At 67.0% G+C, this 25,804-nt stretch carries 16 protein-coding genes; 8 read left to right on the forward strand and 8 right to left on the reverse strand.

The features are described from left to right. Positions 1-35 precede the first annotated feature (35 nt). Positions 36-2,480 carry an adenylate/guanylate cyclase domain-containing protein gene (locus BRADO_RS32345; protein WP_012030420.1) on the reverse strand — a complete coding sequence of 815 codons (2,445 nt, stop codon included), beginning with the start codon at positions 2,478-2,480 and terminating at the stop codon, positions 36-38. Between the two features lie 256 nt (positions 2,481-2,736). Continuing rightward, the gene (locus BRADO_RS32350; RefSeq protein WP_012030421.1) at positions 2,737-4,836 is read right to left on the reverse strand and encodes an AsmA family protein; all 2,100 of its coding nucleotides are present in this window, start codon (positions 4,834-4,836) and stop codon (positions 2,737-2,739) included. Between the two features lie 212 nt (positions 4,837-5,048). Here BRADO_RS32350 and BRADO_RS32355 point away from each other — a divergent pair, with 212 nt between their 5' ends. Together BRADO_RS32355 and BRADO_RS32360 are read left to right on the forward strand one after the other, a co-directional pair. After that, positions 5,049-5,723 (forward strand): Crp/Fnr family transcriptional regulator, encoded by a 675-nt coding sequence (locus BRADO_RS32355; protein ID WP_041757226.1) that lies wholly within the window; start codon positions 5,049-5,051, stop codon positions 5,721-5,723. Positions 5,724-5,966: 243 nt separating this feature from the next. Then, positions 5,967-7,589 (forward strand): glycosyltransferase family 39 protein, encoded by a 1,623-nt coding sequence (locus tag BRADO_RS32360; RefSeq protein WP_012030423.1) that lies wholly within the window; start codon positions 5,967-5,969, stop codon positions 7,587-7,589. 122 nt (positions 7,590-7,711) lie between these two features. On the opposite strand, the gene BRADO_RS32365 is transcribed toward BRADO_RS32360, so the two are convergent. The 4 genes from BRADO_RS32365 to BRADO_RS32380 form a co-directional block, all read right to left on the reverse strand. Continuing rightward, positions 7,712-10,858: an efflux RND transporter permease subunit gene (locus tag BRADO_RS32365; protein ID WP_012030424.1), complete on the reverse strand. Its 3,147-nt coding sequence runs from the start codon at positions 10,856-10,858 to the stop codon at positions 7,712-7,714. Next, complete coding sequence (locus tag BRADO_RS32370; RefSeq protein WP_012030425.1) at positions 10,858-11,784, reverse strand: efflux RND transporter periplasmic adaptor subunit; 927 nt, start codon at positions 11,782-11,784, stop codon at positions 10,858-10,860. Before BRADO_RS32370 ends, BRADO_RS32365 begins: the two co-directional genes overlap by 1 nt. Positions 11,785-11,940: 156 nt before the next feature. Next, the gene (locus tag BRADO_RS32375; protein WP_041757227.1) at positions 11,941-12,621 is read right to left on the reverse strand and encodes an OmpA family protein; all 681 of its coding nucleotides are present in this window, start codon (positions 12,619-12,621) and stop codon (positions 11,941-11,943) included. A 142-nt stretch (positions 12,622-12,763) separates the two neighbouring features. Further along, a complete protein-coding gene (locus tag BRADO_RS32380; protein ID WP_041757927.1) occupies positions 12,764-14,293 on the reverse strand; it encodes a caspase family protein in 1,530 nt (509 codons plus the stop codon). 349 nt (positions 14,294-14,642) lie between these two features. On the opposite strand from BRADO_RS32380, the gene BRADO_RS32385 reads away from it, so the two are divergent. Beyond that, entirely contained in the window at positions 14,643-15,452 is an 810-nt protein-coding gene (locus BRADO_RS32385; RefSeq protein ID WP_041757929.1) for an N-acyl homoserine lactonase family protein, read from the forward strand. 457 nt (positions 15,453-15,909) lie between these two features. On the opposite strand, the gene BRADO_RS32390 is transcribed toward BRADO_RS32385, so the two are convergent. After that, complete coding sequence (locus BRADO_RS32390) at positions 15,910-16,884, reverse strand: L,D-transpeptidase (RefSeq protein WP_012030429.1); 975 nt, start codon at positions 16,882-16,884, stop codon at positions 15,910-15,912. A gap of 198 nt (positions 16,885-17,082) precedes the next feature. Here BRADO_RS32390 and BRADO_RS32395 point away from each other — a divergent pair, with 198 nt between their 5' ends. Further along, positions 17,083-17,976 carry an efflux RND transporter periplasmic adaptor subunit gene (locus BRADO_RS32395; RefSeq protein WP_050781072.1) on the forward strand — a complete coding sequence of 298 codons (894 nt, stop codon included), beginning with the start codon at positions 17,083-17,085 and terminating at the stop codon, positions 17,974-17,976. Positions 17,977-18,237: 261 nt separating this feature from the next. Here BRADO_RS32395 and BRADO_RS32400 read toward each other — a convergent pair whose 3' ends face one another. Further along, the gene (locus BRADO_RS32400) at positions 18,238-19,098 is read right to left on the reverse strand and encodes a caspase family protein (protein ID WP_041757228.1); all 861 of its coding nucleotides are present in this window, start codon (positions 19,096-19,098) and stop codon (positions 18,238-18,240) included. A 428-nt stretch (positions 19,099-19,526) separates the two neighbouring features. On the opposite strand from BRADO_RS32400, the gene BRADO_RS32405 reads away from it, so the two are divergent. From BRADO_RS32405 to BRADO_RS32420, 4 genes are all read left to right on the forward strand, one after another. Further along, positions 19,527-21,251, forward strand: a complete 1,725-nt coding sequence (locus tag BRADO_RS32405; RefSeq protein WP_012030432.1) for a hypothetical protein — start codon at positions 19,527-19,529, stop codon at positions 21,249-21,251. Between the two features lie 216 nt (positions 21,252-21,467). Next, positions 21,468-22,193, forward strand: coding sequence for a thermonuclease family protein (locus tag BRADO_RS32410; protein WP_012030433.1), 726 nt, complete (start codon positions 21,468-21,470; stop codon positions 22,191-22,193). Positions 22,194-22,347: 154 nt separating this feature from the next. After that, on the forward strand, positions 22,348-23,535 hold the full coding sequence (locus tag BRADO_RS32415) for an alanine--glyoxylate aminotransferase family protein (RefSeq protein ID WP_012030434.1): 1,188 nt from the start codon (positions 22,348-22,350) through the stop codon (positions 23,533-23,535). Between the two features lie 8 nt (positions 23,536-23,543). Then, positions 23,544-25,643, forward strand: a complete 2,100-nt coding sequence (locus BRADO_RS32420; protein WP_012030435.1) for a S9 family peptidase — start codon at positions 23,544-23,546, stop codon at positions 25,641-25,643. Positions 25,644-25,804: the final 161 nt, after the last annotated feature.

A 25,804-nucleotide genomic window follows, 5' to 3' on the forward strand; every position in this document is an offset into this window, starting at 1 on the left:
ACCCTGAGGAGCACGCCGCAAGCGGGCGTCTCAGCTCACGTCGCCGCCGAGCGCCGCCGCTCCTCCGGGAGTTCGAGAGCCGCGTCCTCGCCGCGCCAGTGCAGGATCTCCATGGCCAGGACCGGATGGTTGAAGCCCTTGAGATGCAGGTCGTCGATCGGGCGCGCGTCGACCGAGGCCTCGACCACGCCGTAGACGCGGCGGGAGGCGATCACCTGGCCGGCCTTGGCGGCGTCGCACAGGCGCGAGGCAAGGTTGGTGACGCTGCCGATGGCGGCATATTCCAGCCGGTTCTCGAAGCCGACCTGGCCGAGCGTGGCGTAGCCCACGGCGATGCCGACGCCGAAGCCCAGGCTGTGGCCGCGGTTCTTCCAGCGTTCGGTGAGCTGGCCGATCTCCTCGCGCATCTCCAGCGCCATCTTCACCGCGCGCGTGGTGTGGTCCGCGAACGGGATCGGCGCATTGAACAGGATCATCACGCCGTCGCCGGCGTAGCGGTCGAGCGTGCCCTCATACTTGAAGATCAGCTTGCCGAGCGCGGCGTGATACTCGCGCAGCACGTTCATCGCCTCTTCGGGCTCGGTCGTCTCGGTAAAGGCGGTGAAGCCGCGGAGGTCGCAGAACACGACGGTGACCTCGCGGCGATGGCTCTCCAGCAGCGCGTCGTGACCGTCGGACGAGGCGATGATCTGCGCCACCTGCGGCGCCAGGAAGCGCTCGAGCCTCCGGATGCGCTCGATCTCGGCGAGCTGCTTCTCGACCCGCTCCTCCAGCGACTTGTTCCATTCGCGCAGCTGCTCCGTCTGCTCGGTGAGCTTTTCCGCCTGCTGCTGCACGGTGGCATGGGTCAGCGCCAGCTCGCGGCCCTTCTGGTCGACCTCGGTGAACAGCCGCGCGTTGCGCATCGCCAGCACCGCCTGGTTGGCGAAGGTGCGCATCAGGCCGATCAGGTTCGGCGGAAACGCGCCGGCCGCACGCCGGAGAACCACCAGGGCGCCGAGCACACCCTGCTGGTCGACCAGCGGCGTGAACAGCACGGCGTGGAAGCCGGCGGCGACAGCAACGTCGCGCAGCGGATGCTCCGGCGCGCTCTCGAGTTCGGCGATCGCGATCGGCTCGCCGCTGCGCACCGACTCCGACAGCAGGCTGGTCTGCTCGTCGAGCACCTCATGGGCGCCGTCCCGGTCGACACCCTTGGCCTCCACCAGCCTGAAGCGCCGCTCGCCGGCATCATAGGAATAGATCAGGACCGCATCGGCGCCGGTGATCTCGAGCGCGCGCGACGCCACCGTCGGCAGCACGGCATTGAGATCGAGCGACGACGCGACCGCGCGGCCGACTTCCTCCAGCACCTTCAGCTCGTTGATCGACTGCGCGAGATCGCGCGTGCGTTCCTCGACCTTGGCCTCCAGCACGGCATAGGACTGCGCGAGCTGGCCGGCCATGCTGTTGAACTGATCGGCGAGTTCCTCCAGCTCGTCATGCGTCTTCACCTCGATGCGCTGGCCGAAATCGCCGGCGCCGAGGCGGCGCGCGCCCGCGCGCAGCGCGGTGATCGGCACGAGCATGCGGCGGGCCAGCAGCGAACCGGCGAAGATCGCGACCGCAAGCCCGAGCGCGATCAGCAGGGCGCCGCGCAGCAGCTGATCGCGGATCGGCGCCAGCGCATGCGCGGTGGACTGCTCGAAGAACACGGCCCAGCCGAGCTTCGGCAAGGTTGCGGCCGCCGTCAGCACGGCGTGTCCATCGCTGTCCGTGCCGGACGCCAGCGGCTGGCCGTCGAGCGCGATCGCGGCCACCTGCGGCAGCTTGGCGAGATCCTGGCCGACCGCCGGCCCTTTGGCCGAGCTCGCCAGCACCTGGCCCTTGGGATCGACGACATAGGCAATGCCGACCTTGCCGACCTGCGCCTCGCTCATGAAGTCTTCGAGAAAATCGAGATCGATGTCAGCGACGGTCACGCCGGCATTGAAGCCGGAATGCGCGACAGAGATCGACATCATCGGCAGCGCGCCCTTGAAGGTCACGGCCGAGAAGTTGCTGCCATGGGTGACCGTGTCGGTGAAGCGCAGGTCGCGGGAGAGATCGTTGCCCGAGGAGAACGCGATCGAGGTGCGCGAGACCCGGAGCTGCTCGCGGCCCTGGCCGTCGAGCTGATAGAGCTGCCGCACCGCCGGCGCCTGGCTCAACAGCTGGACATAATCGGCGCGTCGATCCTCCAACGTCCTGGCGCTGGCCCGCGTCACCCAGCTGATCTGGCGCTGCAAGTCGGAAACCGCCTGCTCGATCCGGCGGGCGCTGGCATCCGCCTTCTCGGCCATCGCCGCGGTCAGGCTCGCCTTGGTGGACTGATAGCTGATCCAGGTCTCGGTCGCGCCGTTGACCGCCAGGACGAACACCACGAGCCCGACCAACGACACGACATATTTGGCGAACAGGCCCTGCCGCAGCGACCAGCCTCTGTTCTCGACCCCGTTCATTCGGACCCCTCGCGCGGCATCGCCGGGGGCAGAACCCCGGATGAGCGCGTCCGCTGCCATCCTGATCGGCAGCGACACATTGGAGACGGTCCTCTCGTAGCCGAGATGCACCGTCTTCCCATTCATCTAGCACAGAATGCGGTGCAGGACGGCCCCGATGCGCTGACCCCCGAAGCGCAAAGATGACGCAAACAGTGACCAATCTCCTCCCTCATTTGAAGGAGGACGGCGCAGAAATACCGTCACCTGCCTCATGTTACCGATTGAAGATCCGCTTCAGCACGTCGTTCATGGGCTGGCTATCGGGGACGCTGTCCGCGCCGGCCGGCGCTTCGCCGGTTGCGCCCCCCTGGCCGGCGTCGGCCGGGGCGGCCGGCGGAGGTTGGTCGGCCTGCGGCGCAGCCGCGATGCCGGCCGGCGGGACCACGGTGCGGCCGCGGCTCCTCGGCTGCGGCGGGGCGGCCTGTTGCAGGCCCTGCTGGATCAGATTGCCGATGGTGGCCCCAAGCTGGCCGCCGAGCAGGTCGGACTGGCCGGCGGCCGGCGCCTGCGCATTCGGCGCCGCTGTCGGTGCGTTCGGGACTGGACCGGTGCTTGGCGCCGCGTTTCCGATCAGGCCGCCGATGCCGTTGAGCAGGTTGTTGAGGCCTGCGCCATCCTTGCCGAACAGCCCCTGCCCCATCTGCTTGAGCTTGGCATAGGTGCCCTCGGGATCGTCGAGGATACCGGCCATGTCGGGATAGAAGCGCGGCTGGCTCCAGGGGCCGTCGATCACCACGGGTATGCCGAGGCCGACCGGGTTGGAGGTCCGGCCCTGCCCTTCGGTCGTCATCACGAGCTTCGGCTCGACCCGCATCGCCAGCGCGCGATTGCCGAGATCGACCGTGCCGGCGCCGGTGACCTTGACCAGCGGTCCGACCAGATTGAGGTCCGTCGTCGCCGCCTGGCCGCGCTCGATCTGGAATGAGGCCGAGAGCTGCGTGAGGTCGGTGGTCAACTCCTTCGAATCCTGCCAGCCCGAAAGCGGATTGGTCGTCAGCGAGCGGATCATCTGCGCGACGTTGATGCCGCGGATCACGCCGTCCTGAAACAGCAGGAAGGTCGAGCCGCTCAGATTGTTCATGATCGCCTGCTGGCTGGCGCCGCTCGAGCGCAGCGCCAGCTTGCCCTGCATGCGCGCATCGAGTTTGTCGAAGCCGGCGAGGTTTTGCAGCAGCGGCAGCGCCCGCACGCCGACGATATCGCCGTGCATCGCGTAGGCTGGATTGCCGGTCGAGGCATCGATCACGGCCTCGCCGGCGGCCTGGCCGTCGTAGACGCCGAGATTGATGACGGTGGCCTTCAGCAGGCCGCCGGCCAGCGAGGCCTCCATATCCAGCGGGCCGAGGCGCGCGCCGGAGACGCCGATATCCGTCGCCGACAGCTTCACGCGCGCGTCGAGATAGTTCAGGCCGCGCAGGTCGATGGCCGCCGTGCTCCACCCCGCGGCGCGCGACGAGGCTGGCGCGGCAGAGTCCGGAAGATCCAGGCGGCGCACGTCCAAGTCGATCTTCACCAGCGGCTTGCTGGCGAGGTCGACCGAGGCCCAGCCGTTGAAATCGCCATCGCCCAGCGTGCCGCTGAGACCGTTGATCATGATCAGCGCGCCATTGAGCCTGACATCGGCACGCCCGGCGAGGACGCCGCGGAACGCGCTCTCCATGCCGATCCTGAAATCCACCGGCAGCGTCTGGCGATCGATCGGCATCGCCGGCGCGGCCGCATTGATCTCGAACGTCACCGGACGATCGCCGGCGCGGGCGCTGCCTTTGATCTTGATCTTGTCGCCGCTCAGCGAGCCCGTCGCACTGAGGCCCTCGAGCCGGTTTTCGACGCGGTCGCGCGGGTTGGAGAGGATCACGGCGCCGTCCGTGACGGTGACGCTGGCGATCCGGACCGCTGGGACGCTCTCCGGCTTCGCAGACGAGCGGCTGCGCGGCGCATTGTCCCGCAGCCGCTCGCGCAGCAGGGGAAGGTAGAGGGTCGGCTTCTCGATGCTGATCTCGCTGATGTCGGGCCGGCCGGACCACAGGCTCGACAGCGCCATGTCGGCCTGCAGCCTGGACACCGTCAGCCGGTTGTTGCCGTCGCGGTCTTTCGGGTCCTGCAGCGTGATGTCGGTCAGCGTGACCTGCAGGGAGGGCCACAGGCTGACCGTGGCGCCCCCCGCGATGCTCAGGCGATAGCCGGTGTCGCGCTCCACGCGGTCCTGGATCGCCACGGTCAGGAAGCTCGCGGGCAGCCCGAAGGCCAGCGCCAGCGCGAGCACGACGATGACGGCGCCGAGCAAACCGCCTGCAATCTTCAATGCTTTCATATCGATGTCCCAAGCGCTGCGGGCGAGCGGTCTCCACGGGTTAGCATGCGGCAACGCCGACCCGGTTCAATCTCAATTTTTCCCGGAACGAAGATCGCCCCGCGAGCGACCAAACTAGTCGTGAGCCCATGCGGCGTTATGTGACTTACGACACACTTCCGCCAGAGCGGATCCTGTAACTGGGGCTTTGAACCACTGCCGAAGGTATAGTGATGAGCAAGCAGGCCGAATTTGCGGTCATTCTGAAGATGAACCCGATGTTCGCTGATCTCGGCTCGGACGAGCTGCAGCGCATTTCGAACCTGTGCCACACCCAGCATCTCTCGGCGGGCGAGGTGTTGTTCCAGAAGGGCGATCCCGGCAACGCACTGTTCGGCGTCCGCCGCGGCCAGATCCGGATCGAGACCGGCGCCACCGACGGCTCGCGGCTGACGCTCAATTTCATGGGCCCCGGCGATCTGTTCGGCGAGGTCGCGGTGCTCGACGGCCAGGAGCGCACCGCTGACGCCACGGCGGGTGAGGCCACCGAGCTGTTCGTGCTCCGGCGCGAGGATTTCCTGAACTTCCTGGAGCGCGAGCCCAAGGTCGCGATCAAGATCATCCAGCTGTTGTGCCAGCGCATCCGCTGGCAGAGCGAGCGGATGGAGGAATCGGTATTGCAGCCGCTGCCGATCCGGCTGGCCCGCCGGCTCTGCGCGCTCGCGGAGGATTTCGGCTCCGAGGTGCACATCTCGCAGGAGCAGCTCGGCGTGTTCGTCGGCGCCGCGCGCGAGAGCGTCAACCGCCAGCTCCAGGCCTGGCGCAAGGACAAGATCCTAGACCTGCAGCGCGGCCGCATCCTGCTGCACGACCTGACGAAGCTGAACACGATCGCGCGCAACGAATAGCGGCCGACCCGGACGATGTTGTCCACTTCTCGTCGGGCTGCTGGCGAGAACGATTCGCAATGTATCGTTAGGTGTCAGACTCGGCCAAACATGATCGCAATTGGGCCACGACGACTCACAATTTGCGACATGAACTGTTTTTAACAATTCTAACCGGGGTCAATCCGGCGGCGATGAGTTCCGTACACACGCGGCGGCGTGCGGGCGGAACTCGTTCGCGCCAGATGAAGGTGGTTAGAACTCATGAGTCTTGCGTTGCCGGCGATCGTGCTCGAGACCAACAATACGGTTGGTCGCTGGCGAAGAGCCCTTTCAGCCTGGATCGATGCCGTCGAGGACGGCTGGTCGGTTCCGGTCCTCATCATCGGTTTCGTGGCCGTCTGGATGGCGTATTTCTCCCTCGCCTATCTGGCCGGCGATCTGCATCAAGACGTGATCGAGACCTGGTCGCTCGGGCGCAGCTTCGACTGGGGCTCCACCAAGCATCCGCCCTTGATGAGCTGGGCGGCGCGGGGCTGGACGATCGTGTTCCCGCTGACGAACTGGTCGTTCAACCTGCTGGCGCTGACCAATGCGGCGGTCGGATTGTTTGCGGTCGACCTGATCACCCGGCGCTTCGCCCGCGGCGACAAGCGCATCGTCGTGCTCTTGCTGCTGATGGTCCTGCCGATCTATCAGTTCCACGCGCAGCGCTTCAACGCCAATGCCGTGCTGCTGTCGACCTGGCCGCTCGCGACCTGGTGCTTCCTGCGCTCGTTCGAGACCCGCAAAGCCAGCTGGGCCGTCGCCGCCGGCCTGACCGCCGCGCTCGCAATGCTCGGCAAGTACTATTCGATCTTCCTGATCGCAAGCTTTGCGATCGCCGCCTTGTGCCACGGTGACCGGCGCGCCTATTTCGAGTCGGCCGCACCCTGGCTATCGGCGCTCACAGGCCTGTTTGCGCTCGGGCCCCATTTGTACTGGCTCGCGGCGACAGGCGCGCAGCCATTCTCGCACGCGATCAATCATCACGTCGGCAAGAGCGGCACGGCCGCGCTGCTCGAAGGCGGTGGCTTCGCTCTCGCCATGGCCGGCATCATCGGCATTCCCGGCCTGATCTGGCTGGCGATGACGCGGCCGCGTCCTGCCCGCGTGCTGAACGACGCGCTCAGCCTGGACCCGGGCCTGTGCCTGCTCGCGATGATCAGCATCGGCACCGTGACGTTCCCCGCCTGGGTCTCGGCGATCTTCGGCACCGATATGCCGCCGCTCTGGGGCCTGCAGGATGTCTTCCTGTTCGTCATCGTGATCGTCTGCGGCGCGAGCTATCACGCTCCGCGCGAGCTGACGATCAATCTCGCCGCGGTCGCGATCGCCATCGCGGCGTTCGCGGCCGTCGTGGTGGCGCCACTGCACGCGCTGTACCGCAACTACGTGCCGCTCAGCGAAGGCCGCAATTTCTATCAGCCGGCGGTGGCCGAGCTCGACCGCCTGTGGCGGACGGCGTCTGACAGCCCGCTTCAGGCGGTTGGCGGCGATGACGGCCTGGCCTTCGCCGCGGCGTTCTACAGCACCGACCATCCGCGCTACGAAATGAGCCTGGTGCATCCGAACGAGCTGCGGGATCCCGGCGAGGGGGTGACGGCGCGGGGCTGGGCGGCGCTGTGCTACGAGGCTGACACCTCGTGCATCAACGGGATGCAGGCCGCCGCGGCGCGGGCGCGCACGTCGGTGCGCGTCGCCTTCACGCTCAGGACCAATCTGTTCGGCTGGCACGGCGCGAGCCAAGGCTTCGTCGCCCTGATCGTGCCGCCGCAGGCCGATCGCCCCGTCGAGTCACCGCCGGGTGTCGCGGAAGATCTCAGCGAGCGGCGGCGAACGTTTTAGAGCATGATCCGGAAAAGTGCGCAGCGGTTTTCCGAAAAGATCATGCGCAAACGACAACCTAAAGCGCGATGACAATTCATCCTGATCTCATCGCGCTCTAGGCCGTGCTTCGAGTCTCCGGCTCACTCTGCGGCCGGGGAGATCACTGAAGGCGGGGGAGTCTGGGCGTGTGGCGCGCCGGCTTGAGGAGCAGCATGCCCGTCGTTGCTGCTGTCGGACACGATCAGCCTGCGGCCGAGCTTCGCGAACAGCCCGCCCAGATCGTCCATCACCAAGAACATCGCTGGCACGAACAACAGCGACAGCACGGTGGAGAACACCAATCCGCCGATGACCGCCAGCGCCATCGGCGAGCGGAATTCGCCGCCGGCGCCGACCGCCAGCGCGCTGGGCATCATGCCGGCGACCATAGCGATCGTCGTCATGACGATCGGACGCGCCCGCTTCATGCCGGCATCGATGATGGCCTCGTCGCGTCGCGTGCCCGCATGGATCGCCTCGATCGCGAATTCCACGAGCATGATCGCGTTCTTGGTCACGATGCCCATCAGCATCATCATGCCGATATAAACCGGAATGGTGAGCTGCTTGCCGGTCAGCATCAGCGCGCCGATCGCGCCGCCGATCGACAGCGGCAGCGAGAACAGGATCGTGATCGGCTGCAGGAAGGTGCCGAACAGCAGCACCAGCACCGCGTAGACGATCATCAGGCCGGCGGTGATCGCGGTGATGAAGCCGGACGCCAGCTCGTTCAGGCTCTCGGCGTCGTCCGACGGAATCAGCTTGACGCTCGCCGGCATGGTCTTGCGCACCGGCAGCTCGTCGATCAGCTTGGTCGCATCGCCGAGCGCCGCCAGCCCGACGAGATCGGCCGAGACGGTGGCCTGGCGGCCGCGGTCGTAGCGGCTGATGCTGGTCGGACCCTGGTCGAGCTTGATGTCGGCGACGACAGCCAGCGGCACGCCGCCCTTCTCGCCGAACTGGCCGAGCGGCACGCGCAGCTGCTCGAGCGTCTTCACGTCGCTGCGCGCCGCGTCCTCGAGCTGCACCCGGATCGGCACCAAACGGCCGCCGACGTCGTACTTCGCCAGTGCCGGCCCGACGTCGCCGATGGTGGCGACACGGATCGTCTGCGACAGGCTTTCGGTGGAGACGCCGAGCCGCGCGGCGAGATCGGCGCGCGGCTGCACGCGCAATTCCGGCCGGTCGAGCGAGGTGTCGGACACCACGTTGGAGATGATCGAAATCCGCTTCATCTGCGAGGCGAGCTCGCTCGCGACATTGTCGACCAGCTTGGGGTCGGAGCCCGTCAGCACCAGCTTGATCGGACGCAGGCCGTTCTCGTCGGTGAACCAGAAGCGAATGTCGGGGATCGTCTCGAGATCCTTGGTGATCTCGAGCTCGAGCTCCTTCTGGGTGATCTTGCGCTCGGTCTTCGGCGTGTAGTTGACGATCATGCCGGCGCGGCGGACCTCCATCGCGCCCTGCAGACGGCCGCCATCGACGAACACGCTGCGCACCTCCGGCCGCTTGCGCAGCCGCGCCACGATGTCCTCGGTGACCTTCTCGGTGTAGGCGAGCTGCGCGCCCGGCGGCAGCTCGATCGCCAGCAGCGAGCGCGCGGCGTCCTGCGCCGGCAGGAAGCCCTTCGACAGCAGCGTCGTGCTCCAGATCGAGGCCGCGAAGATGCCGACGCCAAGCAGGATCGTGATGTAGTAGTGCCGCACCGACCAGGTCACGATGCGCTGATACGCGCGCAGGATGAAGCCGGGCGGCGGGTCGTCATGATCGTGATGCTTGAGGAAATAGGCCGCGAGCATCGGCGTGACGAAGCGTGCCGCCAGCAGCGAGAAGAACACCTGCACCGAGACGGTGATGCCGAATTGCTTGAAGAACTGTCCGGCGATGCCGGACATGAAGCTGGCCGGCGCGAAGATCGCGATGATGGTGAGGCTGATCGCGATGACGGCAAGGCCGATCTCGTCGGCGGCATCCAGCGCGGCGCGGTAGGGCGACTTCCCCATGCGCATGTGGCGCACGATGTTCTCGATCTCGACGATGGCGTCGTCGACCAGAATGCCGGTCGACAGCGTGATCGCCAGGAACGACACCATGTTGAGCGAGAAGCCGAGGATGTCCATCGCCCAGAATGCCGGGAAGATCGACAGCGGCAGCGAGATCGCGGCGATGACCGTGGCGCGGAAGTCGCGCAGGAACAGCAGCACGATGATCACGGCGAGGATGGCGCCTTCGAACAATGTCGAGATCGCGGCCTCGTAGTTGCCCTTGGTGAACTCGACCGAGGTGTCGATCAGCCGGAGATCGACGTCGGGATGGGCGGCCTTGACCTGGTCGATGCGCTTCTGCACGGCGGCTGCGACGACCACGTCGCTCGCGCCCTTGGCGCGCTTGATGCCGAGCGCCACCACCGGCTCGCCGTTGAAGCGCGCGAAGGTGCGGCGGTCGGCGATGGTGTCGGTGACGGTGCCGAGATCGGCGAGCCGCACCTCGCCGCCGCCGAACAGCGGGATCATCGTGTTCGACAGCTCGTTCAGCGTCTTGGCGCCGGCGAGCGTACGGATCGCCTGGTCGTTCTTGCCGATCTCGGCGCGGCCGCCGGCGACGTCGACATTGGTGCCGCGCAGGCTCTGGCTGACATTGACCGCGGTGAGGCCCATCGCCTGCAGCCGGTCGGGATCGAGCGACACCAGGATCTCGCGCTCGACGCCGCCGATGCGCTCGACCTGGCTGACGCCGCGCACGCCCTGCAGCTCGCGCTTGACGACGTCGTCGACGAAGAACGACAGCTGCTCCGGCGTTTTGCCCGGCGAGATCGCCGCATAAGTCACGATCGGCAGGCCGATCTTGTCGACGCGCGAGATCAGGGGCTCGGTGACGTTCTGCGGCAGGTCGGAGCGTACCCGCGTCACGGCGTCCTTGACGTCGTTGATGGCGCGGTCGGTGTTGGTCTCCAGGGCGAAGGTGATGGTCGTGACGGAGAGACCATCGGTGATCAGCGACTGGATGTGGCGGGCGCCTTCCACGCCGGAGACGCCGTCCTCGATGATCTTGGTGACCTGGGATTCAAGCTCGGACGGCGCGGCGCCGAACTGCGCCACCGCCACCGAGATCACCGGGATGTCAGCATTCGGCAGCCGCGTCACCGCGAGCTTGGTGAAGCTCATCCAGCCGAGGATCAGCAGGATGATCGAGAAGAGAATCGATGGCAGCGGGTTCCGGATCGACCATGCCGAGATATTCAGTGCCATCAGCGTACCCGCGTGCGATCGATGTCTTCGGCGAACATGGTCTTGATCTGGTCGCCGTCATGCAGCGAGCTGCCGGCGTCGGCGACCACGATCTCGCCCTCGGTCAGACCTTCGAGAATCTCGGTCGAGGTATCGGATACCAGGCCGACCCGGACCCGGCGCGTTTCGATCGTATCCCCCTTCACGACCTGGATGGTGAGATGATCGATCGCAGTGTTGGGAATGGCGACGCCGCAGCTGCGCCGCGCGTCGATATTGGCGCGCGCGAACATGCCGGGCTTGAGCGAGGGATTGCCGGTCAGCGCGATCCGGGCATGGCCGAGCTGGGTGGTCCGGTCGACCTGTGGCGCGACCACGCGCAGGCGGCCGATGATGTCGGGAAGATCGTCGCGGGTGATGCGCGCGGGGGCGCCGGGGCTGAGCTTCAGCAGATGAATGCTCGGCACCTCGGCGTCGAGCTCCAGCTCGTTGTTGACGGCGATGCGGAACATCGGTCCCGCCTGCGGCGACGCCGGCGCGCCGGCGATGGTGCGGACCTCGGTGACGACGCCGGAAGAAGGCGCTCGCAGCGACACCGGCCGGCCGGCAGCGGCGGCCGGCGCTCCCGGCTGCGGCGGAGGCGGCGTCAGGCGCGCGAGCTCCTGGTTCTCGGTGACGGTGTCGCCTTCCTTGACGAGCACGTCGATGACCCGCGAGCCCTCCTGGTCGGCGCCGACGACGGCCTCGCGGCGCGGCACGACGAAGCCGGTGACGCGCACCAGATCGGAGAAACAGGCCTTGCCCGCCTTGGTGACCAGCACCTGGGCCTGCATGCGCGGCTCCTCGGCCGCCTCATGCGGACGATGCTCGTACCAGTAATAGCCCGCGAACAGGGCGACGAAGACGATCGCGGTGGCTGCGGTTTTCAGGGATTTCGGCAGCTTCATCGGCGGGCGGATCCGGTCGGCGCGAGATGCGGTTTCAAGAGGGAGCCTGGGCTCCTGATGGGGCGAGGCAGCGTCCGACACAACGATGCGTCCCGCAAGCCTGCGAGACGCATGTGACGACGCCGGTATCTCGCCACGCGGTCCCCGGCGCGCAGGCTACTTGGCGGCCGCCGTCTTGCTCTGCATGTTGACGACCTGGACGCGGCGGTTGACCTCGGCCAGCGGCTGGGACGGATCCTTCAGCTTGCTCTTGCCGTAGCCGACCGTCACCAGATCGCTGCCGGCGATGCCGAACTTCTCGACCAGATAGCGCTTGATCGAATCGGCACGACGTTCCGAGAGATCCTGATTGTAGGCGTCGGCGCCGGCCGCGTCGGTATGGCCGGCGAGCACGAAGGTCGATCCCTTGAGGTCCGGGCTGGTCAGCGCGCGGCCGAGCGCCTGCACGGACGCCATCGATTTCTGGCTGATGTTGGCCGAGTTGTAGTCGAAGGTGATCTCGAGATCGATGTTCGGCTTGGTCTTGGCGACCGCGGCGATCTCCTCGCGTTCCGCAGACGACAGCGAGCGCGTCGCGCGGCCACGGATGCTCTGCAGGAACTTGTCCTGCTCCGGGTTGGCCGCAGCAGGCGCGGCCTCCGCCTGCGGGGCCATCGACAGGCCGCGGGTCAGCGGCTTCTTCGGTCCGGCCAGCGCACGGACGATCTGATCTTCCGTGACGTCCTCCGCAGCAACAGCCTGCGTGGCGATCAGCGCGGCAGAAGCGCTCAGCATCGTGGCGACCAGCAGGCCGGTCAAACCGGCGGCTTTGCTCGAATTCGTCTTCGGTGCGGTCATTGCCAATCCCTCCTCACGCGCAACTGGCGCGAACTGATGTCCCACCTCGCCGCGAACGCCCGCTCGCGACTTCAGCTGTTCGCGGTTATGTCGATCCGGCGCGCCTGACGGTTCGAGCCGGCACGCGCGCGGACGCAAAAATTCAGCGCACGCCGTAGTTTTCGAACTCACGGACGATGTTTGGATCCATCGCCTTGGCATTGGCGATGTCGAGCGCGCCCTCCTGCGCGGCGCCGTTGCGCTGCTTGGCGAGGCCGCGTCCATAAAGGGATGACGTCAGCCGCGGATTGATCTTCAGGGCCGCGTCGAAATCGGCGATGGCGTTCTTGTTCGCGCCGCTCTTGAGGTTGACCAGGCCACGGCTGTCGAGCGCGTCGACGAAATTCGGCCGCAGCCGCAGCGCCTCGTTGCAGTCGCGCAGCGCCGCCTGCAGCTCGCCAACCACGGTGCGGGCCCAGCAGCGGTTGTTCAGCGCCTCGACGTCCTTCGGGTTGACCCGGATGCTCTCGTCGAAATCTCGGATCGCCTGCGGATAGGCGCCCTTGCTGGCATAGACCTGGCCACGCCGGTACAGCGCGGCCGCGTCATCCGGATTGGCCGCGATCTTGGCGGTCAGGCTCTTGATGGTCGGATCCTCGGCCAGCGGATCAGCCGGCACATTGGCGGTCGGGGTATTGGTCGGCGCGGGCGAGGGTACCGGCGGGACGGGCGGCAGCGGCGGCACCAGCTCCGCCTTGGGAGGCGACGGCGGGGACGGCGGCGGCGCAGGTGGCGGCGGCGAAGGTGGAGGCGGCGGAGGCAGCGGCGGCGCTGGCGGCTGGAGTGTCGGCGACGGAGACGGCGTCAGGGTTGGCGTGGGTGTCGGCTGCGGCGTGTTGTCGGCCGTCACGGTGGGGCGCCCGCCCCCTGTGCCCGGTACGAACGAAAAATCCTCCGCCAGCGACGAAGAGATCCACGGCACCTGCTCGCTGCGCGAGGCGCGGGTCACGCCGACCCGGGTCCGGTTCAGCGTCTCCTCGGCCGTGAGGTCGGGGACGCGAATCTCCTTCAGAAGCTCCTGCACGAACAGGCTGCGGTCGCGGCCGGTATCGGACACGACCGAGGACAACGCGGCGGAATACATGACCAGGGTACCGCTCGGTGCGATCACCGGCGCGAGTCCCGAGGAGGCGGTCCGGAAACGGCGCTCATAGGGATTGCGGCGGGAGGCATCGAGCAGCGCGATCTTCACACCGGCGCCGCGGCTGTTGATCTCCTGCAGCACCTGCTCGAGGCTGATGCCGTCGCGGCGCACGTCGGCCTCCTGCCAGATCTGCGCGTCGACGGGAATCATGTAGCTGGTGCGGCTCGACTGGATGCCGTAGCCGGAGAAGAACAGCAGCGCCACCGAGCCCGGCTTGATCTTGCCATAGAGCCGCTCGAGCGCGCGGCGCATCGTATCGCCCGAGGCGTTCTCCAGCGTCTCGACGGTGAATCCGTCACGCTTCAATTCGTCGGTGAGATCGCGCGCGTCGTTGATCGGTTCCTTCAACGGCGCATCGGCATCGGGATATTTGGCATTGCCGACGACGAGAGCGAAGCGGTCGCCGGCCGCGTGCGCGGGCCGGGAGACTCCGACCGACGTGGCGACAGAGACCGTCAAGGCGAGCAGAAACAGCAGGCGGAAAGTCATCACGATGGCGGTCCAGCGGTCCAGCAAACAGGCGCCGTCCAGCTTGCGCCGCGGCGACATTATCCCACGCGTCAGGCATTATCAAATCGCCGTGACGACACGTCAACCGCTTGCCGCAGTTGAAGAATCGTCGCGAGCGGCCATCGCCGGCGAAAGCATCTCGCGATCCCCGCTTCGACGACATGACCGACCATGCAGCGATACCGGCGTCTCGTAATGTGAGGAGCCTCACGCTGTGTCGCCGCCGGTGTCGCTCCGGTTCGATCGCAGCGTGGTTGACCTTGCTCCGCGCCGGTGGCTCGATGCCGCCGGGGCCGATCAACGGCACCTCAGCGAACGGGACGACATCATGGGGAACGCCGCCGAGATCTACGCGCTGCGCTATGCGACGATGGGGTCGCGCAGCCTGCACATGAACTTCCTGCAGCCCGATCCGCACGACACGACGGCGCAGGACCTCGATTACTTCGTCTGGCTGATTCGCATCGACGGCCGCGACATCCTGGTCGATACCGGCTTCAATGCCACGGAGGCGCAGGCCCGCAACCGCAAGCTGACCCGAAATCCAGTCGATGCGCTCGAGGCGTTCGGCGTGCGCGCCGCCGACATCCGCGACATCATCGTCACGCATCTGCACTACGACCATGCCGGCAATCTCGACCGCTTCCCGAACGCGCGCTTCCACCTGCAGGAGCGCGAGATGGCCTATGCGACGGGCCGCTGCATGTGCAACGGCCTGTTGCGCCACCCGTTCTCGGTCGAACACGTCACCACCATGGTGCGGCACGTCTATGGCGAGCGCGTCGCGTTTCACGCCGGCGACGGCGAGATCGCGCCGGGAATCACCGTGCACCGGGTCGGCGGCCATTCCGACGGGCTGCAGGTGGTGCGGGTCGAGACCGCGCGCGGGCCGGTCGTGCTGGCCTCCGACGCCGCGCACTACTACGCCAACCTGCAGCGCCGCAGCCCGTTTCCGATCGTCTACAATGTCGGCGACATGGCCCAGGGCTGGGAGACCATCGAGCGCCTCGCAGGCCATCCGGACCGGTTCATCCCCGGCCACGATCCGCTGGTGACCGAGCTGTACCCGCGGGTGAATGACGCGGCCGATGCGTATGCGCTGCACGTGGTGCCCAAGCGGTCGTTTGCGACGTCGTAATTTTTGCCAGGCCGACGCCTCGATGAAGGCGCGGCCGCCCGTCACATCAACGATCCCGTAGGGTGGGCAAGGGCGCGTTGCGCAGTTCACTCTGCGCCCAAGGTCGTCGGCGCGCCGTGCCCACCATCGGCACCACCGCTGCGAATGGTGGGCACGGCGCGCGATAGATCATCCGCTCAACTAACAGGTCGGGCGCGCCTTTGCCCACCCTACACCCTACACCCTACACCCTACACACTACACACCGACGTCGTATCAGCCAGAGCACTGCCAGATGCAGCGCCCTCTCCCCTTGTGGGAGAGGGCATGTTCGGCCCATCCGCGCATGCGGTTGGGTGAGGGGTCTCTTTCCGCTAGCAAAATTCGTGGAGAGAGACCCCTCACCCGAGCGAGCTTGTCGATCCAGTGCGCATGCCCTCTCCCGCAAGGGGAGAGGGCGCAGTCATGGGCACCGCGCTCACCGCAGCTCCACCACCGCCTTCTTCGACAAATGCTGGCCAAGGAACGTCACGTCCCAATTCGTCAGGCGCACGCAGCCGTGGGATTCCGTCTTGCCGACCTTGGCGGGCTCGGCGGTGCCGTGGATGCCGTAGCCGTTGCCGATGGAGAGGCCGATCCAATACGAACCGACGGGATTGTTCGGGCCGGGCTTGATGTCGAACGGCTTGCGGGCCTTCACGCCCTTGAACTTGTAGTCGGGATTGTAGCGGTAATTCGGGTTGGCATCGATCGAGTCCACCTTGAAGCTGCCGACCGGTGTCGGCTTGTCGTCGCTGCCGACGGTGGCCGGAAGCATCGCGACGCGGTTGCCGTCCTTATCGAAGGCCTGCACGGACTCGGCCTGTTTGTCGATGTCGAGACGGGTGATCTCCGGCACCGTCTCGTTCGGCTTCATGACGTTGGCGACGGCGATCTCCTCGCCGGCGCGATCGAACTTGCTCTTTGGATTCAAGGCCGCGAGCAGCGATTCGCTCATGTGGAACTTTTCCGCCAGCGCCTCGCGCGGCGAGGTATAGCCGAGTCGCGGCAGGTCCTTCATGTCCTCCATGTGCCGCGGCAGCGTCTTGAGGAACGGACCCTTCACGTCGTCGCGGGTGATCTTGTAGGTGACGATCGCAGGCGCCTGGTCCTGGCGCAGCGCGTCCCAGAGTTGCTGGGTCAGCTTCGAACCGCTGTCGAGCCCCCGCGCGCTGGCGAAGGCCGCCAGCGCCTTGCGGGCGTTGTCGCCGAAATGGCCGTCGATCTCGCCGGGCGAGACATGGGCGCGGTCGAGCAGCACCTGGGCGCGGATCGCCACGGGATCCATCTTGTCCTCGGCCGGCGGCCGGTTGCGCAGCTCGGCGCCGTTGACCGCATCCGCCGTCAACTCCGCGGCGCGCGCCGGAACTGCGAGCGCGGCAAGGAGCAGGAGCGGTATCCAGAGGCGACGCATGATCATGATCTCAAACGACTAAGGACGGCATCAACGTGGCGACCGCGGATAAGTTCGGACGACGGATGCCGGGCGATGAACGTCGCGGGCAGGTGTGACGACTATTCACGAAGACGGGTCTGCTGGCCCGGCGGTCGCGCGTCTGCTATCCCGGCGATGACCGCGTCACGAATTGCGTTCGCGAAGGATCGGTGTCGCATGGGACAGTCCGGAATTGCCGTCTTGCTTGGCGCGTTGTCACGTCCGCTGGCGCTGGCCGCCGCAAGCCTGATGGCGCTGACCCAGGCAGCCCCCGCCGCCGACACTGCCGAGGCGCCGAAGGGCGCCGCGGTCAGCGTGCTCAAGGCAACCAAGGCCTGTTTCGACAACACCGTCGAAGTGTCGGGCATGGTGCTCGCCCGCGATGAGACCGCGATCCGGCCGGACCGGCCCGGACTGAAGGTCGCCGAGGTGATGGTCGATGCCGGCGACACCGTCACGGCCGGGCAGAACCTGGCGCGGCTGACGCCGCCCGAGGGCGGCACGATCATGGTGCAGGCGCCGGTCGCCGGCACCATTCTGGCGTCCACCGCCACCATCGGCGCGCTGGCCTCGGGACGCGGTGAGGCGCTGTTCTCGATCATCGCCCGCAACGAATATGATCTCGTCGGGCTGGTGCCGTCAGCCCAGATCGGCAAGCTCGCGGTCAATCAGCCGGCGCGGATCCGCATCGTCGGTGCCGGCGAGGTCGACGGCAAGATCCGCCGCGTCGCGCCGACGGTCGAGCCGAACAGCCAGCTCGGCCAGGCCTTCATCGCCATCACCGGCACGACCCGGCTGCTGGTGAATTCGTTCGGCCGCGCGGTGATCAAGATCGGGCAGAGCTGCGGGGTCGCGGTGCCGCTGACGGCCATTCTCTATGATGCCGACGGCACCGTCGTGCAGGTGGTGCGCGCCCAGCGGATCGAGACCAAGCGCGTCGAGATCGGCCTGATGGCCGGCGGCCAGGTCGAGATCAAGGACGGGCTCGCCGAGGGCGAGATCATCGTCACCCGCGCCGGCGCCCTGCTGCGCGAAGGCGACCCGGTTCGCCCGGTGATGGCGAGCAATTGAGGGGCGGCACGGCCGGCGGCAGACGCCGTCCACCCCGCCCCGGAGGCCCGAGCCATCGCATTTGACGATCGCAGTTTTGCACGCGATCTTGCCTCGTCGTCATGGCAGGGCCTGTCCCGGAATGACGGAGTAACTCATTGGCAGATTAGTCGCCGGACAGCTCAGCATCTCAAATGAGATCGTACTGGAGGGGCGAGGGCGACCGCCTAACCCGGCATCGTTTTGAACAAATGCCGCGTTGAAGCGGAGAAACCTTCCGCCTCAGCTGCCCGCGTTCGCCATGTCCGCGCTCAGGCGGATGTCCTCGACCAGCGAGGACGACACCATCGGCACCTGCTCGCCGTCGGTGCTGCGCGCGATCGCGTTGCGGGTCTTGGTGAAGACGGCTTCGGCGCTCGGGCTGCGACCGAGCTGGTTGAGCAATTCGGAGACAAGCATGCTGTTGCTGCGATCCTGCGGGTCGTCGAGCACCCTGCCTGCGGTCGCCGATGACAGGATCAGCGCGTTGGCCGGCGCATTGATCGGCGCGAGCCCGTGCGAATAGGAACGGAAGCGGCGCTCATACGGATTGCGCCGCGAGGCGTCGAGCACGACGAGCTTGGCGCGCGCACCCTGCGCGCGGATGGTCTCGACGAACTGCTCGACGCTGGTGCCCTCGCGCCGGACGTCGGATTCGCGCCAGATCTTGGCGTCGACCGGGATCATGTAGCTCTCCCGGCCGGCCTGGATGGCGTAGCCACCGAAGAACAGCATGACCACGGAGTCCGGCTTGATCCGGGACTTCAACCGGTCGAGGGCCCGGCCCATGTCCTCCTTGGTCGCGTCCTCGACGACGTCGACATCGAAGCCGCCGCGCCGCAGCGCCGCGGTCAGCGCGCGGGCGTCGTTGATCGGCTGAGCCAGCGGCGCGTTGGCGTCGGGATAGTGCGCGTTGCCGATGACGAGGGCGAGGCGCGCGCCATTGGTGGCGGCCGCGCTCTGCTCGGTCGCGGCGGCCTTGCCGGACTCGGACGGCCGCTTGTTCAAGGCAGCGTTCGCGCCGAGCGCGAGCGACACCGTGCACAGAAGCGCGGCGGCGATCACGGCCGAACGGCGGGAGAGAGAAGGCTGCCCTGCGGTCATCACGTCGATCCTGGTCCGAGCCGATCCTCTCGACCAAAGGGCGCACCCTTTGGTCGCGATGACGCCTCTGAGGTGTGAGGGGTTGCGAGACGATGTGTCGTCACTTTGCGCGCAAATTGCGGCACCGCAACGAAGAAAGGCTTAACCCGAACCCGGAAGCGAGGCAACATCGCAACACCGTTGACTTTTCAAGCACTTGAAAGGAAACGCAAATTTAACCATGGCCCGGATCTCCAAACGGCCGCGACGAGACCGCCCGGCCGCCATATTGCAGCCCCATCCCCAGCCGCCGCAGTGATCCCGGTCACGTTGTCTTTGGCCGCCGCGCATGCCAGTTTGCTCCTCGGCATGCGCGTCACGAGCCATTTGCCGGGTTTTTCAAGCCGCGCACGCCGTCTGTCCCGCCTCGACAACTGCGAGTCCTCACGTTGAGTTTCCAGTATTTCGCCGGCGCCGCCTGCCGCGCATTCACGGCCCGCAAGGACGGTCCTTCGCTGTACGACGTCTGCGATCCGATTCTGCGTCAGCCAGGCCGAGGCGACCCGCATCTCGCCAAATTCTACCGGACCGCGCTCGGCAACCCCGCGTTGCGCGCCCTGCTGCGCCGCGCCGGCCTGCCGGAACTCAACGATCCCGGCCGCCTCAATGCGCTGCGCCAGTCGCTGGTTCTCGCCCGCGACAATCCGACGCCGGACTGGGACGAGGTCGGCCGCCCGATCGCCGAACTGGTCGACAGCGTCGCGCTGCATCACCCGATGCCGCCGCGCCGAACTGCACCGGTCGCGATGCCGCAGGTCGGCGAGATCGACCGGGTGATCCGGGCCTGCGGCGCCGACCTGCTCGGCTCCTACGCCCGCAACGGTTTTCTGCCGACCTACGCAGCCTTCAATCTGATCGGCGATCCCGACATGAGCGGCCGCGAGGTGCTGATGGCGCTGCGGGGGCTCGATGCGCGCGGCTACAAGAACTCGACCTTGCTGTTCAACCTCGCCCGCGTCTTCATCGCGCGCTCGCCGGCGGCGGCGGTGATCAATCCGCCGTGGCGTGGCATCGCCGAGCCGATGTGGGAGCCGGTGCAGATCCGCCACCGCTCGGCCTATTACGACGCGTTCTTCATCGAGGCGCTGCTGAGCTATCTCGAGACCGGTCTCGCTTCATCCGACCAGGCGACAGCGGCGCGCGCAGCGGTGTCGGCGATGGTCGAGTTCTGCCTCAAGACCAGCCGCGAGGAGGTGCGCGGCGCCGACGGCAACAGCTACAATGTCGTCACCGCGCTGGCGCCGCACCCGCACCCGCGGTTCTCGCGCTTCTTCACCCAGATCAAGCAGGACCTCGGCTTCGGCGTCTACGTGCCCGATTGCGACACGACGGCGTGCTCTTTCTCGGCAGCGACCCAGGCCGGCTCGGACGATCCGATTCTCAGCCAGCCGCTGGTCGATTTCTACGCCGGCTACCAGGTGCGCGCCGGCGGCAACGAGCCGCGCGTGACCGTACCGATCAACGACAACATCGATTATGAAGGCGGCGTGGCGACCTGGATCGACAGCCTGGCCGGCGAGCGGCCCTATGGCAACGATCTCGACCCGACGCTGAACCTGGACGTGCTCGAAGTGTCGTTCCGCAATCTCGCGCGCTGGCAGATCCTGGAGACGCAGGCGCGACTCGCGTTTGTCAGGCGCATCGTCGGCTTCCAGCTGCGGCTGGTGACGAGCGGCGCCTTCGCCGATCCGCGCTCGCACATCTATTATCTGCCGGAGCTGTACTGCGCCTATTTCGGCCGCTGCTATCACGCCTTCATGGCGCTGCCACCGGCGGAGCGCCAGGCGATCGATCCCGACGGCGCGTTCGAGCTGATCCGCCTGCGCGTGCTCGCCTATGTCGAGGAGGAGCTGGTCGGCCGGGAGATGAACCCGTTCGACGCCGCGCTGGCGCTGATCGCGCTCGGCCATCTCGGCGGCAATACCGCGAGCTTCGCGCCAGCCGTGCATTGCATCGTCACGAGCTTCGGCGAAGGCGGCCGGCGGCACCCGTATCGCGCCTATGAATGGAACAAGATGAAGACGCCCACCCGCATCCTTGTCGGCGGCCCCGAGGTGACGTCGGCCTTCGTGCTGATGGGGCTGGCGCTGGCGCGGCGAGTTGGCATGGGGTGATGGAACGAGGTTTCGCGGCGATCGCGGTCGACTCCCCTCCCCCTTGCGGTGAGGGGAGCGCACCGCCGTTGCGGGCAACAGGTCCGCTTTCCCGACTTATCAGCCTCACCATCGCGTGAAGTTGAGCAAACCAGGTTATCAGCGCGCTGGAACAACTGACCGATCCGCCGCACAATCGCGGACATTGCCCATCCCAAGGATGACCCGCGCCCGTTCATGACGATGAAACCCGCCATCCTCGCGCTGCTGTTGCTGCTGCCCAGCGTTGCGTCCGCCGCCGACATCACCGGTATCGCCAAGGTCCGCGAAGCCGACAGCGTGGTGATCGGCACGACGCGCGTCCGGCTTGGCGGCATCGATGCGCCGTCGGTCGATCAGCTGTGCCTCAACCAGCAGGGCGAGCGCTGGACCTGCGGCGCGGCGGCGCGGGACGAACTGATCAAGCATGCCGACGGCAAGAGCTGGGTGTGTCATCCGCGCTCGATCGACCGGCGCGGCCGGCAGGTGGCGCGCTGCGACGTGGACGGCGAGGATATCCAGAAATGGCTGGTGCGGAGCGGCTGGGCGCTGGCCTATCGCACGGTCTCGCACGACTACGAGCCGGATGAAGCGGAGGCGCGCGCCGCCAAGGCCGGGATGTGGCAGGGCGCGTTCATCGCGCCATGGGACTGGCGGGTGCGTAACAAGAAGACCACCATCCTCGGCGCCACCAAGCCGCCGGAGGGCGCCCGCAACATCCTGCTCGCCTCGGCCTCCGGGCCGGTCGCGCCCTCGCCGGACTGCACCATCAAGGGCAATGTCAACGGCGCCGGCGAGTGCATCTATCACACGCCGAAGAGCCGCTGGTACGCGCAGATCAAGATGCACGTCGCCAAGGGCACGCGCTGGTTCTGCTCGGTCGAAGAGGCCGAGGCGGCCGGCTGCCGCGAGACCCGCCGCTAGGCTGGCCCGCCGGGGCATGCCAGCTCCCCGGCTTGCCCGGCTTTCCTTCTGCCGCCGTGCCACGTAAAACCATCAGCGGGCTCGCCCTGCGCGGGAGCCCGCCACCCCAATCGCAAGACCACATCGCCCAAATCATTCGCCAAGGACACTGACAATGACCGTTCGCGCGGGCCGGGAGTTTCTGGCCATCCCGGGACCCACCACGATGCCCGACGAGGTGCTTCAGGCGATGCACCGCCCGGCGCTGGACATCTACTCCAGGCAGATGGTGGAGCTGACCGACGGCATCCTGTCCGACCTCGGGCGGCTGTTCGCGACCAAGGGCAAGACCTACATCTACATCGCCAACGGCCATGGCGCCTGGGAGGCCGTGCTCTCGAACGTGCTGTCGCGCGGCGACAAGGTTCTGGTGCTGGAGAGCGGGCGCTTCGCGGTGGGCTGGGGCCATGCGGCGAAAGCGATGGGTGCCGAGGTCGAAGTGCTGCGCGGCGACTGGCGGCGCGCGGTGCGCCCGGCCGAGGTCGAGGCGCGGCTTCGCGCCGACAAGGAACATACGATCAAGGCCATCGTGGTGGCGCAGATCGACACCGCCTCGGGTGTCGTCAACGACGTCGAGGCGATCGGCCGCGCAATCCGGGCGAGCGGTCACCCGGCGCTCTACATGGTCGACACCGTGGCCTCGCTCGGCTGCATGCCGTTCGAAATGGACGCCTGGCACATCGACGTCGCGATGTCCGGCTCGCAGAAGGGCCTGATGACGCCGCCCGGCCTCGGCTTCGTCGCGGCGAACGCGCGCGCGCTCGAGGTGCACAAGCGCGCCAACATGCGCACGCCGTATTGGGATTGGAGCGAGCGCGAGGGCACCGAGCATTATCGTAAATATGGCGGCACCGCGCCGGTGCATCTGTTGTTCGCGCTGCGCCAGGCCATGGACATGCTGTTCGCCGAAGGCCTGCCGCATGCGTTCCGCCGGCATCAATTGCTCGGCGAGGCCGTGCGCCGCGCGGTCGCCAAGTGGAGCGAGGGCCAGGTGATCGGCTTCAACATCGAGGACGCCACCGAGCGCTCCAACACGGTGACCACCGTGCTGGTCGGCGAAGGCTATGATCCGGCCGTGCTGCAGGCCTACTGCAAGGAGCAGTGCGGCGTGGTGCTCGGCACCGGGATCGGCGATCTCAGCGGCAAGGCCTTCCGCATCGCCCATATGGGGCATGTCAACGCGCCGATGGTGCTGGGCACGCTCGGCGTGATCGAAATGGCCCTCGTGGCGTTGAAGATCCCGCATGGCCGCGGCGGCCTGGATGCAGCGATCCAATGGCTCGGCGAGAGTGTGACCGCATAAGGACCGACATGACCGACAGCAGCACCAAGGCGCCGGTGGCGCCACGCCGTCCGTATTCTTTCACCCGCCACGGCATCACCGTGCAGGACGATTACGCCTGGCTGAAGGATGAGCGCTGGCAGGAGGTGCTGCACGATCCCAGGCTGCTCGACGCGGATATTCGCGCCTATCTCGAGGCCGAGAACGGATATGCCGAGTCCGTGCTCGGCCACACCGCGCCCCTGCAAAAGACAATCGTGGCGGAGATGCGCGGCCGCATCAAGGAAGACGACTCCTCGGTGCCGTCGCCGGACGGTCCCTATGCCTATTTCCGCAAGTATCGCGAGGGCGGCCAGCACGAATTGTTCTGCCGCACGCTGCGCCATGGCGGCGCGGAAACCATCGGGCTCGACGGCGATGCGCTGGCGCGCGGCCACGACTACTTCAAGTTCGGCGGCAGCCGGCATTCGCATGACCACAAGCTCGTGGCGTGGAGCGCCGACACCAAGGGCTCGGAATATTTCACCATCCGCGTCCGCGACTGGGACAGCGGCGACGAGCTCGCCGATGTCGTCGAGGAGACCGACGGCGGCGTGGTGTGGTCGCGCGACTGCAAGAGCTTCTTCTACGTCAAGCTCGACGACAACCACCGGCCGATGCAGGTCTGGCGCCACAAGCTCGGCACCAAGCAGGCCGACGACGTGCTGGTCTACGAGGAGAAGGACACTGGCTGGTTCACGCATGTGCACGAGTCGACCTCCGGCCGGTTCTGCGTCATCGCGGGCGGCGATCATGAGACGTCGGAGCAGCGGCTGATCGATCTCGATGCGCCCGAAGCGCCGCCGCGGCTCGTCGCCGCGCGCGAGAATGGCGTGCAATACTCGATCGCGGATCGCGGCAACGAGCTGTTCATCCTGACCAATGCCGACGGCGCGATCGACTTCAAGATCGTGACGGCGCCGCTGGCGGCGCCCGAGCGCGCCAATTGGCGCGACTTCATCCCGCATCGCGCCGGCATCTACGTGCTCGATCACGATCTGTATTCAGGCCATCTGGTGCGGCTGGAGCGCGCCAATGCGCTGCCGTCGATCGTGATCCGCGACCTCACATCAGGCGAAGAGCACGCGATCGCCTTCGCCGAGGGCGCCTATTCGCTGGATGCGATGGGATCCTACGAGTTCGACACCACCAACCTGCGCTTTGCCTATTCGTCGATGACCACGCCGTCGGAGGTGTGGGACTACGACATGGTCACGCGCGCAAAGACCTTGCGCAAGCGCCAGGAGATTCCATCGGGGCACAATCCGGCGGACTACGTCACGACGCGCATCATGGCCAGGGCGGAGGACGGTGCCGAGGTGCCGGTGTCGCTGCTGCACCGGCGCGACTTCAAGGCCGACGGCTCGGCGCCGCTGCTGCTCTACGGTTACGGCTCCTACGGCCACGCGATGCCGGCGTCGTTCTCCGCCAACCGGCTGTCGCTTGTCGATCGCGGCTTCGTCTATGCCATCGCGCATATCCGCGGCGGCACCGACAAGGGCTGGGGCTGGTATCTCGAAGGCAAGCGCGAGAAGAAGACCAACAGCTTTGACGATTTCGCGGCCTGCGCCCGCGCGCTGATCGCGGCAAACTACACCAGCGCGAAGCGCATCGTCGGCCATGGCGGCAGCGCCGGCGGCATGCTGATGGGCGCGGTCGCCAATCGCTCGGGCGAATTGTTCGCCGGCATCGTCGCCGAGGTGCCGTTCGTCGACGTGCTCAACACGATGCTCGACGACACCCTGCCGCTGACGCCGCCCGAATGGCCCGAATGGGGCAACCCGATCGAGAGCGAAAAGGATTTCCGTACGATCCTGTCCTACTCGCCTTATGACAACGTCGCCGCCAAGCACTATCCCGCGATCCTCGCGATGGCCGGCCTCACCGACCCGCGCGTCACCTATTGGGAGCCCGCGAAATGGATCGCGCGGCTGCGCGCGACGATGACATCAGGCGGCCCGGTGGTGTTGCGCACCAACATGGGCGCCGGCCACGGCGGCGCCTCCGGCCGCTTCAACCGGCTGGACGAAGTCGCGATCGTCTATGCGTTTGCGCTGTGGGCAGTGGGGATGGCGGACAGGACGGCATGAGCGGCGACCGGCAAGCGTGAACTGATTGCCCGGCAGCTCACCGCATCAACGGTGTCGTCGTCCCGGCCTTGAGCCGGGACCCATAACCACCGTCGGTGGTTTGTGAGCTCGCTGGAGCTACGTCCTTCCCCACCACGCCACCCTGTGGCTATGGGTCCCGG

Source organism: Bradyrhizobium sp. ORS 278 (assembly GCF_000026145.1).
Taxonomy (GTDB): Bacteria; Pseudomonadota; Alphaproteobacteria; order Rhizobiales; family Xanthobacteraceae; genus Bradyrhizobium.